The organism is Ralstonia sp. NFACC01 (assembly GCF_900115545.1).
In the GTDB taxonomy this organism is placed as follows: domain Bacteria; phylum Pseudomonadota; class Gammaproteobacteria; order Burkholderiales; family Burkholderiaceae; genus Ralstonia; species Ralstonia mojiangensis.
In genome coordinates this window covers 660,612-673,939 of record NZ_FOWV01000002.1, presented here as the reverse complement: position 1 = coordinate 673,939, position 13,328 = coordinate 660,612, and the positions used below count along the sequence as shown (strand labels likewise).

The window sequence follows — 13,328 nt, the reverse complement described above, 5'->3', positions numbered from 1 at the left end:
ATACGCGCATACCAAAAATCCAGAACAGAGCGGCAACGCCGCCACCGGAGACCACCATGCGCCCTGCCCCCGCCGCACATGAAACACCTCCCACGCCCATCGACCTCGCCCGCCTGATCGACCAGGGCAAGGTTGGCGGCTTTCAGATTCTGTTGCTTGCCATCTGCGGCCTGTGCCTGATCATCGACGGCTTTGACGTGCAGGCCATGGGTTATGTGGCGCCGGCCATCATCAAGGATTGGGGTATCACCAAGGCAAGCCTCGGGCCGGTATTTGGCGCGGGGCTGTTCGGCATGCTGGTCGGCTCGCTGGTGTTTGGCGTGCTGGGCGACCGCTTCGGACGTCGGCCTGTGCTGATCGTCGCCACGTTCTTCTTTGCGGCCTGCATGCTGGCCACCACGCAGGTGGCAACGGTGGAGGCGCTACTCGTCTTGCGCTTCATCACAGGCCTGGGCCTGGGTTGCATCATGCCCAACGCGATGGCGCTGGCCGGTGAGTTCAGCCCCGCGCGCTCTCGCGTCACGTGGATGATGCTGGTGTCGTGCGGCTTTACCGTGGGCGCGGCACTTGGCGGCTTTGTCAGCGCGGCGCTGCTCTCGCGCTTTGGGTGGCAGGCAGTGTTCCTGGTGGGCGGGCTGGTGCCCCTCGCCATTGGCGTGATGATGGTGCTGTGGCTGCCGGAATCCCTGCAATACCTGGTGCTCAAGGGCGATCCACAAACGCGCCATCAACGTCTGGCTCGCTGGCTGGGCAAGCTCGCGCCGCAACTCCTAGTGAACGCGCAGACGCAATTCGTGGTGCCCGAGGCGCCCGCACGGGGCATGCCAGTCTCGGCGCTATTCACGGAAGGCCGCGCCAAGGTCACGCTCGTGCTGTGGGTCATCAACTTCATGAACCTGATCGACCTGTATTTCCTGTCGAACTGGCTTCCGACGCTGATTCGCGATGCGGGGTATCCGACGGATACCGCTGTGCTGGTAGCCACCGCGCTGCAGGTGGGCGGCGTGATCGGCACGCTCACACTGGGCCGGCTGATCGATCGTCTGGGCTTTGTGCGCGTGCTGGCCGTGTGCTTCCTGATCGCCTGCGTCACGGTCGGGCTGATCGGCCATGTGGCGGCTGCGCTGCCCATGCTGGTGGCGGTGGTGTTCGTGGCCGGCTTCTGCATCGTCGGCGGACAGCCCGCGGTGAATGCGCTGGCCGCCACGTATTACCCCACCACGCTGCGCGCCACCGGCATCGGCTGGAGCCTTGGCGTGGGCCGCATCGGCTCCGTCATCGGCCCGGTGATCGGCGGACAACTGATTGCCATGCAATGGAGCAGCCCGGCCTTGTTCTCGGCCGCGGCGGTGCCGGCACTGGTGTCGTTCGGCATGGTGCTGGTGCTTACGCTGGCCGCCAGTGGCGCGGACGCCGCACGCTTTGCCTCAGGTCGCGCAACCGGCAAGCCCGCCTGATGGTCTGGTAACGACTACGCTTTCCCTGAAGACGCTCCTGACTTTTCTCCAAGGACTTCACCATGAACATGCTCGCCCCGACGGCCCCGAGCGCGTCCCCCTTCGCATTCACCCCCGCGTCGCTGGACCGGCCCCCTTACCAAAGCGGCTTCGGCAACGAGTTCGCCACCGAAGCACTGCCCGGCGCGCTGCCCCACGGCCAGAACTCGCCGCAGAAGGCGCCGTATGGCCTATATGCGGAACAGATTTCCGGCACGGCATTCACCGCGCCGCGTGCGCACAACCGCCGCTCGTGGCTGTATCGCATTCGTCCGGGCGCCGTGCATCTGCCGTTCGAAGCCATGGCGCAAGGCCGCTTCCACAGCAACTTCAACGAGGTACCGCCCTCACCCAACCAGTTGCGCTGGGACCCGCTGCCCGCACCGGCGGCCGGCACCGATTTCATCGACGGCATCGTCACCTTCGCCGGCAACGGCGGGCCGGACGCGCAAACCGGCTGCGGCATCCACCTGTACGCCGCCAACGCGTCGATGACCGATCGCTTCTTCTACAACGCCGACGGCGAACTGCTGATCGTCCCTCAGCAAGGCCGCCTGCGCCTGCTGACGGAGATGGGCGTGGTCGATGTCGAACCGCTGGAGATTGCCGTCGTCCCGCGCGGCGTGCGCTTCCGCGTCGAACTTCCGGATGGCGACGCGCGCGGCTACATCTGCGAGAACTTCGGCGCGATGTTCCGCCTGCCGGACCTGGGTGTGATCGGCTCGAACGGCCTGGCCAACCCGCGCGACTTTCTCACGCCGCACGCCTGGTATGAAGACCGCGAGGGCAACTTTGAACTCGTCGCAAAATTCCAGGGCAGCTTGTGGACGGCGAAGATCGGCCACTCGCCGCTGGACGTCGTTGCCTGGCACGGCAACCTCGCGCCGTACAAGTACGACCTGCGCCTGTTCAACACCATCGGCTCGATCAGCTACGACCATCCGGACCCGTCGATCTTCCTGGTGCTGCAGAGCCCCTCCGCCACGCCGGGCGTGGACACGATCGACTTCGTGATCTTCCCGCCGCGCTGGCTGGCCGCCGAGAACACGTTCCGCCCGCCCTGGTTCCACCGCAACGTCGCCAGCGAATTCATGGGCCTGATCCAGGGCGTGTACGACGCCAAGGCCGAAGGCTTCGTGCCGGGCGGCGCCAGCCTGCACAACTGCATGAGTGGCCACGGGCCAGATGCCGACACGTTCGAGAAAGCCAGCAACGGCGACACCACCAAGCCGCACAAGGTCGACGCAACGATGGCCTTCATGTTCGAAACGCCGGCGGTGATCCGCCCCACGCGCTTCGCGGCGGAATCGGCGCAACTGCAAGCCAAGTACTTCGAATGCTGGCAAGGCCTGAAGAAGCATTTCGACCCGACCAAGCCCTAAGAACTTCGCCTTGGCGCCAACGCGAGCATCCAGAAGGTGTGGCCGTACCTTGCCCTAGATGGCGCCTTGAATTTGTGTTGCAGGGAGGAAAAAGGAAGGAGCCCTGTCTGAGCGTAGCGAGTTTGGCTCCTTCCCCTCCCTGCGACATAAATTCAAGGGGAAGTCGCCATCTCGGGCGCGCCTTTCTTTGCTTACTTTCTTTGGCAAGACAAAGAAAGTAAGTCGCCCCCGGCAGGGGGTGAAACAAGGGATGCACCAGCAACGTCAAGCAATAACCGACTCAACAAACAAACCACCGCCCCATCATGACCACCCGCCAACTAAGCTGGCTAGAATCCGCCAACACCCCAGACACCCATTTCCCCCTGGAAAACCTGCCCTTCGGCATCTTCTCCACCAAGGAAAACCCGTCGCCACGCGCAGGTGTGGCACTGGGCGATCAGGTCATCGATCTCGGCGCCCTGGATGACGCTGGCCTGCTCCCCGCAGCAACACGCGGCGCGTTCCGCACCGGCAAGCTCAACACCTTCATCGCCCTCGGCAAGCCCATCTGGGCGGAAACGCGCAAGAAGCTGCAAGCGCTGTTCAGCGTGGCCGACACGCACGTGCGCGACAACGCCACGCTGCACGCTCGCGCGCTGGTGCCGCAAGTGCATGCCGTGATGCACCTGCCCATCGACATCCCCGGCTATACGGATTTCTATTCGTCGCGCGAGCACGCCACCAACGTCGGCCGCATGTTCCGCGATCCCGAGAACGCGCTGCTGCCCAACTGGCTGGAAATCCCGATCGGCTACAACGGCCGCGCCAGCTCCGTGGTGGTGAGCGGCACACCGCTGCACCGCCCGATGGGCCAGATCAAGCTGCCCGATCAGCCGCGCCCGATCTTCACGGCCTGCCGCAAGCTGGACTACGAACTCGAGATGGCCTTTGTGGTCGGCAAACCGAGCGCGCTCGGCGAGCCGGTTTCTGTCGACGCGGCACCGGACCATATGTTCGGCGTCGTGCTCCTCAACGACTGGAGCGCGCGCGACATCCAGCAATGGGAATACGTGCCGCTCGGCCCGTTCAACTCGAAGGGCTTCGGCACATCGATCTCGCCGTGGATCGTGACGATGGAGGCGCTGGAGCCGTTCCGCGTGGCCAACCCGGCGCAATCGCCCGAGCCGCTGGAGTACCTGCGGCAGAGCCGTCCCAACGCCTACGACATTGCCCTCGAAACTGCGCTGCGGCCCCACGGCGGCGAGCGCACCACGATCGCCCGCACCAACTTCCGCGCGATGTACTGGACGATGGCCCAGCAGCTTGCACACCACACCGTGTCCGGCTGCAATGTGCGCGTGGGTGACCTGATGGGCTCGGGCACCATCAGCGGAACGACGCCGGATTCCTACGGCAGCCTGCTGGAGCTGACCGTCAACGGCAAGCAGCCGCTGGACCTCGGCAACGGCACCACGCGCGCCTTCTTAGAAGACGGCGACGAAGTCACCATGACCGGCTGGTGCCAGGGCGATGGCTATCGCGTGGGCTTTGGGGAAGTGCGCGGCGAGATTCTGCCGGCGCGCAGTGTGAAGTAATGCGGTGTGGAGCGACGGATTAACAGTCCGCCGCTCCCATCATTCCGTCTTTGCAGCCAGCGCAGCGAGCATCGCGTCGCCAATGACATGCGCGCCGTTGGCCTTGAGCGCCTCGCCCGCGCCGCGTGCATCGCGCGCTTCCCGGTTCTGGCCGAGCTTGAGCTTGCCCTCAAGGCGCGTGATCTCGATCTCGATGCCCACGATCATCTTCAACAAGTCATCGATGTAGTCGGCCGGGGCGTCGGACATCTTCCACGGCGTGGGTTGCGATGCCTCATGTGTGCGCGTCAGGCGTGCCAGCACGCCGCGCACAAAACGCTCGTCGTCACGCACGGTGATACGACCATGCGCATGCACGACGCGGTAGTTCCATGTCGGCACCTGCCGGTGGGCTTCGTGCTTGCTCGGATACCACGTTGGCGAGATATACGCATCGCCCGCTCGGAAGATGACCAGCACCTCGTCGCCATTTTCCACGTCTTTCCAGACCGGATTGGCGCGTGCCACGTGGGCATGCAGCGCACCAAGGTTGCCCTCTTCCGGCAGCAGCAAAAACGGAATGTGGTTTGCGTCCAGCCCATGCTCGCCATGCGTGACGAGCGTCCCGAACGGGTTCTGCGCGATCAGGTCGTGCAGCGCGTCAGGGCGCGATTCTTCAAAGTGGGCGGGAACGTACATGGCAACTCCGGCAGCAACCGTGCAATCGAACAGGAATGCGCCCATTCTGAACCAGAACGTGGCTCCAAAACAGAGCCATATCCTGGAAGATTGTTAGAGCCAGCCTAGTCGCGCAGCAGGTTCTTGGCGATGATGAGCTGCTGGATCTGCGTAGTGCCCTCGTACAGACGCAGCAGGCGCACATCGCGGTAGAAACGCTCGGCCTTGTATTCGGCGATGTAGCCCGCGCCACCGTGAATCTGTACAGCACGGTCCGCCACGCGGCCGACCATCTCCGTGCAGAACATCTTGGTGCACGAGGCCAGCATGCTGACTTCGTGGTCCTGTTTGCCGACGGGCTTGGCGTCGTACCGGCGCGCGCAATCCCGCACCATCGACATGCCGGCGTACAGCTCTGCCTGGCTGTCGGCCAGCATGGCCTGGATCAATTGAAAGTCTGCGATGGGCTGTCCGAACTGCTTGCGCTCCTTGGCATAGGCCACCGCGTCGGTCATCAGCCGGTGCGCCATGCCGCATGCCAGCGCCGAGATATGCAGGCGGCCGCGGTCCAGCACCTTCATCGCCGTCTTGAAGCCCTGCCCTGCCACGCCGCCAATGATGTTGGCTGCCGGCACGCGCACGTTATCGAGCATCACATCACACGTCTTGGTGCCACGCTGCCCCATCTTCTTGTCGGGCTTGCCGAGCGTGATGCCCGGCGTGTCGGCCGGCACGATAAAGGCTGAGATGCCGCCCGCGCCTTCGTCGCCCGTGCGCGCCATCAGCGTAAATGCCCCGGCACGCGGCGCGTTGGTGATGAAACGCTTGGTCCCGTTGATGACGTAGTGATCGCCTTCCAGCGTGGCGCGCGTCTGCAGCGATGCAGCATCCGACCCCGCGTTCGGTTCCGTGAGTGCAAACGAGATGATGAGCTCGCCGCTGGCAATGCGCGGCAGGTAGTTGGCCTTTTGCGCATCGGTGCCGTCCATCAGGATGCCCTGCGAGCCGATGCCGACGTTGGTGCCAAACACCGAGCGGAAAGCCAGCGCCGTGTGCCCGAGGTCGTACGCCACCTCGCATTCCTGCGCCATCGCCAGGCCAATCCCGCCGTGCTCTTCCGGAATCGACAGGCCGAAGAGGCCCATCTCCTTCATGTCGGCAACGATGTCGGCGGGCACGTCATCCTCTTCCTCGAGAATGTTTTCCGCCGGCACGAGCCGTTCCTGGATGAATCGCTGCACCGATTGCTGCAGCAGGCCGAAGGATTCGTCGTCGAGCGCCATGTCACCTGCTCCTGTGGGATATTCCGGGGGATGTTACCGGGTTGGCGTGTTTTGACAATCCGCGCCCGCATCAACAGAATGTCGAATTCAATTCACCAATCTGGCGGGCCGCCATGGATCTCAATGCGCTCAAGCTGTTCGTGGAAATCGTCGATGCGGGCAACCTGTCGGCGGCGGCACGCCGGCTGCAGACCACGCGCTCGAACGTGAGCCACCGGCTGAAGGCGTTTGAGCGCGCACTGGGCGTGCAATTGCTGCGCCGGACCACGCGCCGCGTGGAACCGACGGAGGTGGGTGCCGGCATCTACGAACACGGCCGCAGCATCCTGCGCGAAATGGCCGCCGCCGACGCGCTGGTCTCGTCGCTCGGCAAATCACTGCAAGGCAGCGTGCGGCTGTCGGTGCCGACGGGGTTGGGGCATTTGCTGGTGTCGCCGCTGCTGGTGGCCTTCAAGCGTGCGTATCCGGATATCCGCCTAGACGTGCGGTTCGACAACCGGGTGTCCGACCTGATTGGCGAAGATGTGGATGTGGCGCTGCGCATCGTCTCGAACCCGCCGGAATCGCTCGTCGCCACGCTGCTCGATGAGGTTGACTGGGTGCTGTGCGCGGCGCCGGATTACCTGGCCGCGCATGGCATGCCAAAAACCCTCGACGCGCTAGGCGAACACACCATCGTCAGCGCGCCTGCGGTTGGGCAACCGCTGCGGCTATCGGCGCAACTGGGCGATGAACGGACACTCGTGACGCTGGACCCGGGCGTCTCGTCCGACAACTACCTGTTCCTTCAAGCCGCCGTGCGTTCGGGCAATGGGCTCGGAATCCTGCCCTATTACGCCGCGGCTGATGATCTGCGCGACGGGCACGTCAAACGCGTGCTGCCGGGGTATCGGTTCAGCGTGTTTGGCAGCCGCCTTTACATGCTAGCGATGCCCAGCCGATACCGGACGCTCGCGACGCGGCACTTGCTGGACTTCCTGAAAGACGGTCTGCAAGGCAAGTTGCCGCGCCTGCCCCGCAAGGGGCACGCCTGATTACGCTTCCAGCGGCATCAAGCCCGGCAACTGCGCAAAGCAGATCGACTTGGCCGTCTCGATAAAGTCCTGCGCAAACGGCGCCTGCGCATAGTCGCGCGTCATGGCGGCGTAGAGATCGCTCCACAGGCCCTCCTTGCCGACACGCTTGGCCACGACGTATTCGTAATCGACGTAATTCTTGATGCCCCAGCTCGGCAGCGCGGCAAGCCCACGTCGGCTGGCGACGAGCTGCAGCACTGCGATGGTCAGTTCCGCCGTGCGGCGGTTGAATGCGATCCCGGCCGGCGTCAGGACCTGCCGGATCAGATCGATGCGCTCTTCGGGCACGGGGTACGTGATGAGCGTCTGGTCCGTAAAGTCCTTTGCCTCCAGCCACTTCTTGTTGCGCAGCGCGTGGTCAACCGGCAGCACGGCGAGGATCTCGAAGCGGAACAGCGGCGCAAACACCACGCCGCGTCGCATCTTGGCATCGGAGCCAATGATGACGTCGGCACGGCCGTCCTTGAGCAGCGCCAGCGGATCGGTATGGAACCCCGACACAAGATCCATCTCGACCTCGGGCCAGCGCTGGCGGAAAGCGTCCATCACGGGCATCAGCCAGTCAAAGCACGTGTGGCATTCAAGCGCGATGCGCAGCGTGCCGGCCGCGCGGCCCTTGATGCGTTCAAGGTCGCGCTCGGCGGTCTGGATGTCGGCAACGACCTTTTGCGCGAGTTCAAGCATGCGCTCGCCCGCTTCGGTCAATTCCACCGTCTGGCCCTTGCGGCGCACGACGGCCAGCCCATAGTGCGACTCCAGCGCGCGCAACTGATGCGACAGCGCCGACTGCGTCAGGTGCAGCCGCTCGGCGGCGCGCGAGACGGAGCCACCGTCGGCCAGGGCGATCAGCGTGCGTAGGTGGCGGATTTCAAGCATGTTGGTGCGGCTTCCAATGTATGAATATGATTCAACTTTGGCGAAAATAATATCATTTGATTCATGACGTAGGGTCGCCGATCATCGCAGGACTGAAAAACGAATCGCCTCTCCTGCGACCACCATGACGACCATCCATACCCTCGGCTACCCGCGCATCGGCGCACAACGCGAGCTGAAGTTCGCCCTCGAATCGTTCTGGAAAGGCGCCTCGTCCGAAGATGACCTGCGCGCCACCGGCCGCGCTTTGCGCGAGCGCCACTGGACGGCACAGCGCGATGCCGGCCTCGATTTTGTGACCGTGGGCGATTTCGCCTGGTACGACCAGATGCTGCAGACGGCCGCGCTGCTCGGCGCCATTCCCACACGCTATGGCTTTGACGCCGCACAGCTGACGCTGGCGCAATCGTTCGTGCTCGCGCGCGGCAATGCCGACCATGCCGCCATGGAAATGACGAAGTGGTTCGACACGAATTACCATTACCTCGTGCCCGAACTCACGCCGGACCTGCACTTTGGACCCGGCACCCAATGGCTGTTCGACGAGGTGCGCGAAGCGCAGGCCGCCGGGCACCGCGTGAAGGTTGCCCTGATCGGGCCGGTGACGTTCCTGCATCTTGCTAAGGCCCGCAACGGCCTGACCGACAAGCTCACGCTACTGCCGCAAATCCTGCAGGCCTACACGGCCGTGCTCAAACGCCTGGCCGCACTGAATGTCGAATGGGTGCAGATTGACGAACCTGCGCTGGTGCTGGATCTGCCGCAAGCCTGGGTAGATGCATTCGGTCCCGCTTACCAGGCGCTGGCCGCCGCCAAGGGCCCGAAGCTGCTGCTTGCGACCTACTTTGAAGCCGCTTCCCACCACGCAGCACTGATCAAAGCCTTGCCGGTCGATGGCGTGCATCTGGATCTGGTGCGTGCACCGGAACAGCTTGGCGCCTTCGCGCCGTGGCCTGCCGACAAGGTCCTCTCCATTGGTGTGGTGGATGGCCGCAACATCTGGCGTTCGAATCTGGCACGCGTGCTGGAAAGCGTGGCGCCGCTGGCCGAGGCCTTTGGCGATCGCCTGTGGGTGGCGCCGAGCTGCTCGCTGCTGCATGTGCCGGTGGATCTGTCTGCCGAAACCAAGCTCGACGACGAACTCAAGGGCTGGCTGGCCTTCGCGCGCCAGAAGCTGGACGAACTGGCGATCCTCAAGCTCGCGCTGGTCGAAGGCCCCGCTGCCGTGCAGAAGGCGCTCGATGACAACCGTGCCGCCATCGCCTCGCGTACCGAATCGCGCCGCGTGCACAACGCCAGCGTCAAGAAGCGCGTGGCCGCGATCCGCGCAGAAGATGCCGACCGCGCCGCGCCCTATGCGACTCGCGCTGAAGCACAGCAAGCCCGCCTGAACCTGCCGCTGCTGCCGACCACCACCATCGGCTCGTTCCCGCAGACGGCCGAGATTCGCCAGGCACGCGCACAGCACAAGCGCGGCGAACTGCCCGCACTGGATTACCTGCAACGCATGCGGGCTGAGATCTCCGATGTCGTGCGCCGCCAGGAAGCCCTGGGCCTCGACATGCTCGTGCACGGAGAAGCCGAGCGCAACGACATGGTCGAATACTTCGGCGAGCTGCTGTGGGGCTACGCCTTCACCGTCAACGGCTGGGTGCAGAGCTACGGCTCGCGCTGCGTGAAGCCACCCGTCATCTACGGCGACGTGTATCGCCCCGAAGCCATGACGGTCGAATGGTCCAAGTACGCGCAAAGCCTGACCGCCAAGCCGATGAAGGGCATGCTGACCGGCCCCGTGACGATGCTGCAATGGTCTTTCGTGCGCGACGACCAGCCGCGCGAGCAGACCGCGCTGCAGATCGCCCTGGCCCTGCGCGACGAAGTGTGCGATCTGGAAGCCGCAGGCATTGCCGCCATCCAGATCGACGAGCCGGCTTTCCGCGAAGGCCTGCCGTTGCGCGCATCTGATGTGCCAGGCTACCTGGAATGGGCGGCGCGTGCGTTCCGCGTGTCGGCCTCCGGCGTGCGCAACGACACGCAGATCCACACGCACATGTGCTATTCGGAGTTCAACGACATCCTGCCAGCTATTGCGTCGATGGATGCCGACGTGATCACCATCGAGACGTCGCGCTCGAACATGGAACTGCTCGACGCGTTTGGCGAGTTTGCGTACCCCAACGAGATCGGCCCGGGCGTGTACGACATCCATTCGCCGCGCGTGCCGCGCGTGGAAGAGATGGAAGCGCTGCTCGACAAGGCGGCTCAAGTCGTGCCGGTGCAACGCCTGTGGGTGAACCCCGACTGCGGCCTGAAAACACGCGGCTGGCCGGAAGTGGAAGCGGCATTGCAAGGCATGGTGGAAGCCACGCGCCGCTTGCGTGCCAAACACGCAAACGCGGCACATGCTGGCAGCCAGCATGTTCACGCGGAAACCGCATCGGCCTGATTGTTGCGCGCCCCCAAAAGACGCCGGCTGGAGCCATCCAGCTGGCGTTTTTTTTTCGTCATCTCTTGCCACAACGTGCACCAGGTGCCACAGCGCTGTCGCAGCAGAGCGATTGTCAACCAACAAGGCAGCGTCGCTTCGCACACGCGCTCACCATTTCGCAACACGGTACGCGGCTGACACGTGCAGAAAACAATATTGAATCCAGTGATTCGTGTTTTCTAATATCGATGGGACGATCCCATGAAAAGCCCGGTCTCCCTTGTTCGCACTTGGCTCGGTTCGTCCGCGCCTACAAACCGCGTGACCGATGCCCGGCAGATGCCGGAGCAGACGAGCAGCAGCACGGGGCGTAGCCCTCGCAAAGTTGCGCCTCAACTCAGCCGGCTGCCCGCACGCAAGCACACTGGAACACTGCCTGCCATTAGTGCCGCTTCCACAAGCAGCCCAAAAGCCGCTGGGCGCACGTCCGCCGACCCGGAACTGCACGACGCCATCAAGGCGATTCGCTCCGGCGCGCAGTGGTCGCCAAGCACGAGCCGCCGGGAAGCGGCGTCCGCAACGTCGCCAAAGAATACTGGCGCTGCACCGTCGATTCCATCTGGTGACGGCTGGGGGATGACCTTTCTGCACCAGGCCGAGCATCGCGCAGAGGTGCTCGACATGGTGTGGCAGCACGATTTTTCATCTGAGCGGCTCGACGAGATTCTCGCCAAGCATCCCGACCTCGTGAATGCCGTTGACCACCATGGCGACCCGCTGCTCGTGAGCGCGCTGGGTTGTGACAACTTCAGGTTGGCCAAGGCGCTGGTCGCGCACGGCGCGAATATCAACGCACAGGACGGCGTGGGCAATACGCCGCTGCATACCGTGGCAGGACGCGACACGGCGCTCTTGGAGCAATTGCTCGAAGCCGGTGCCGACGTGCACGCGACCAACAATCAGGGCGCAACGCCGCTTTTTAACGCCCGCTCTGCGCATGCCGTCGATCTGCTCGTCCGTGCGGGCGCGCCAATCGATGCCCGCGACGCGCGCGGCAATACGGCCGTCATGCGGCTCGCCCAGGCTGCGAACAAAGACACGGTGCTTGCCATGCTGGCGCATAACCCTGATTTGCGCACCCCGAACGGAGCGGGCCGCACATTCGCGCGCGTGTTGACGATGCGATTTGGCGGATCGCCAGACACCATCCCCAAGACGGGCGTGGCGGCCAAGGCGTTTCTGGAACTTGCCAAACGCGAGACCTTGGTCGGCAACCTTCGTGACAGAACGCCCCTGCCCACCGATGCAGCAGCGGCCAATACGCGGCGCGTAGGACCGTCTGCGACCCCGTTGGCTGAGTTGCGGGTGGAGCCCGAACTCCGGTTGTCGCCAGCGACAGCACGCACGGCCAAGCCTGCAATCAACACGCTGAAATCGGGGCACAAGATCAACCTCGTCCACGACGCGCTGCGCACGTTCGACGAATTGCCAGATCGGGATGCCAGCGCGCTTTCCGAGGCCTTGGGATTCGGCGCCCTGTCGTCGGAAGATGTAAACGTGCGCGCCCAGCAGCGGGCCGCCATACGCGAGACGTTTTCGAAGTTTGCCAAGGAAATCGGCGGCAACTTCGCGAATTACGGCCTTTCAGCGCTGGAGCATCCCGCCCTGTCTGGAGCCCTGACAGAGGGCGAGCACGCCGAACTGGTCAAGGCCATGAGAATCGCCCACATCAGTGTTGCGCTGGAGCCTGCTTCCGCCAACGATGCTGAAGGGCCGCAACGCATGCGCATGTTCTTCGGCGGCACGCAAAACTTCCGGGATGTGCGCCAAGACATCAGCAGCGCCTTCGGCCGGATTGGCGATGTTGACCGTGCGACCAAGCGGGCGGGCGAGTTGTTCGCAAAGATCCTGTCCCGGCCCAACCATGTCGAACTCGATTTCATTTCTGGCGCGTCAATGGGCGGCGCCATGGCACAAAGCTTCCGTGCGACGGTCGAGAGCCGTGTTCTGCTGCCCAAGCAGCCGTCCATGATCTTGATGGACCCGCAACTGCTGAACAACAACCAGGGTCGTCGCGCCACCAAGGGCGGCCCGCTCGATGTCGATTACGGCAAGCCCCGTGGCGTGGCGCTCACGCTGGACTATGCCCGGGCGCCACATCGCGGGCTGATGGGCGTCATGAAGGGCCCGGGCGGGTACCGATATCCAGGGCTCGTACAACTCAAACTTGGCTTGACGGACACTGACGGGCACAACGGCAAACGCCCGCAAACCAGCGGCCCGCCCGGACTCGGTTATCACGCAGACGCAACGCAGTTTGCTGCCGCGCTCTCGCGCTTCTCGGTAGATCGCGAGAATGCAGTCATGGACAACCCCGCATTTGACGCAGTGCGCGCGCCGCGCTGGGCGCGACAACAAGGTCCAGTGCTGACCTCCGCGACGCTACCCGCCGTAGCACGTCGAGGCCGCCGCCCCATGGAATCGATTGCCGAAGACGGCGACGCTTCCGTGTAGCGCCCCGGAGGCGGCCGCTTCGCCGGCCTCCGTGAGGCC

The 13,328-nt window shown here is 64.2% G+C and carries 9 protein-coding genes; 6 read left to right on the top strand and 3 right to left on the bottom strand.

Annotated features, from left to right (window positions below):
* Positions 1-56 precede the first annotated feature (56 nt).
* The 3 genes from BM136_RS07710 (at position 57) to fahA (ending at position 4,455) form a co-directional block, all read left to right on the top strand.
* Positions 57-1,457 carry an MFS transporter gene (locus BM136_RS07710; protein WP_092971278.1) on the top strand — a complete coding sequence of 467 codons (1,401 nt, stop codon included), beginning with the start codon at positions 57-59 and terminating at the stop codon, positions 1,455-1,457.
* 62 nt (positions 1,458-1,519) lie between these two features.
* Entirely contained in the window at positions 1,520-2,878 is a 1,359-nt protein-coding gene (hmgA, locus tag BM136_RS07705; RefSeq protein WP_092971277.1) for a homogentisate 1,2-dioxygenase, read from the top strand.
* Between the two features lie 305 nt (positions 2,879-3,183).
* On the top strand, positions 3,184-4,455 hold the full coding sequence (gene fahA, locus BM136_RS07695; protein WP_092971276.1) for a fumarylacetoacetase: 1,272 nt from the start codon (positions 3,184-3,186) through the stop codon (positions 4,453-4,455).
* A 39-nt stretch (positions 4,456-4,494) separates the two neighbouring features.
* Here the strand turns inward: fahA and BM136_RS07690 are convergent, their stop codons facing one another.
* Both BM136_RS07690 and BM136_RS07685 read right to left on the bottom strand, forming a co-directional pair.
* Positions 4,495-5,133 (bottom strand): FMN-binding negative transcriptional regulator, encoded by a 639-nt coding sequence (locus BM136_RS07690; RefSeq protein WP_092971369.1) that lies wholly within the window; start codon positions 5,131-5,133, stop codon positions 4,495-4,497.
* A gap of 104 nt (positions 5,134-5,237) precedes the next feature.
* Positions 5,238-6,395: an acyl-CoA dehydrogenase family protein gene (locus BM136_RS07685; RefSeq protein ID WP_092971275.1), complete on the bottom strand. Its 1,158-nt coding sequence runs from the start codon at positions 6,393-6,395 to the stop codon at positions 5,238-5,240.
* Between the two features lie 113 nt (positions 6,396-6,508).
* On the opposite strand from BM136_RS07685, the gene BM136_RS07680 reads away from it, so the two are divergent.
* Entirely contained in the window at positions 6,509-7,429 is a 921-nt protein-coding gene (locus tag BM136_RS07680; RefSeq protein WP_092971274.1) for a LysR family transcriptional regulator, read from the top strand.
* Here BM136_RS07680 and BM136_RS07675 read toward each other — a convergent pair whose 3' ends face one another.
* Positions 7,430-8,347, bottom strand: a complete 918-nt coding sequence (locus tag BM136_RS07675; protein WP_027680114.1) for a LysR family transcriptional regulator — start codon at positions 8,345-8,347, stop codon at positions 7,430-7,432.
* A 124-nt stretch (positions 8,348-8,471) separates the two neighbouring features.
* On the opposite strand from BM136_RS07675, the gene metE reads away from it, so the two are divergent.
* Positions 8,472-10,793: a 5-methyltetrahydropteroyltriglutamate--homocysteine S-methyltransferase gene (metE, locus tag BM136_RS07670; RefSeq protein WP_092971273.1), complete on the top strand. Its 2,322-nt coding sequence runs from the start codon at positions 8,472-8,474 to the stop codon at positions 10,791-10,793.
* Between the two features lie 618 nt (positions 10,794-11,411).
* Positions 11,412-13,289, top strand: coding sequence for an ankyrin repeat domain-containing protein (locus BM136_RS07665; RefSeq protein WP_254775636.1), 1,878 nt, complete (start codon positions 11,412-11,414; stop codon positions 13,287-13,289).
* Positions 13,290-13,328: the final 39 nt, after the last annotated feature.

Coding starts and splice junctions, on each gene's coding strand:
- BM136_RS07685 (WP_092971275.1), bottom strand. CDS start 6,395: ATGGCGCTCGACGACGAATCCTTCGGCCTGCTGCAGCAATCGGTGCAG.
- metE (WP_092971273.1), top strand. CDS start 8,472: ATGACGACCATCCATACCCTCGGCTACCCGCGCATCGGCGCACAACGC.
- BM136_RS07665 (WP_254775636.1), top strand. CDS start 11,412: ATGACCTTTCTGCACCAGGCCGAGCATCGCGCAGAGGTGCTCGACATG.
- BM136_RS07690 (WP_092971369.1), bottom strand. CDS start 5,133: ATGTACGTTCCCGCCCACTTTGAAGAATCGCGCCCTGACGCGCTGCAC.
- fahA (WP_092971276.1), top strand. CDS start 3,184: ATGACCACCCGCCAACTAAGCTGGCTAGAATCCGCCAACACCCCAGAC.
- BM136_RS07675 (WP_027680114.1), bottom strand. CDS start 8,347: ATGCTTGAAATCCGCCACCTACGCACGCTGATCGCCCTGGCCGACGGT.
- BM136_RS07680 (WP_092971274.1), top strand. CDS start 6,509: ATGGATCTCAATGCGCTCAAGCTGTTCGTGGAAATCGTCGATGCGGGC.
- BM136_RS07710 (WP_092971278.1), top strand. CDS start 57: ATGCGCCCTGCCCCCGCCGCACATGAAACACCTCCCACGCCCATCGAC.
- hmgA (WP_092971277.1), top strand. CDS start 1,520: ATGAACATGCTCGCCCCGACGGCCCCGAGCGCGTCCCCCTTCGCATTC.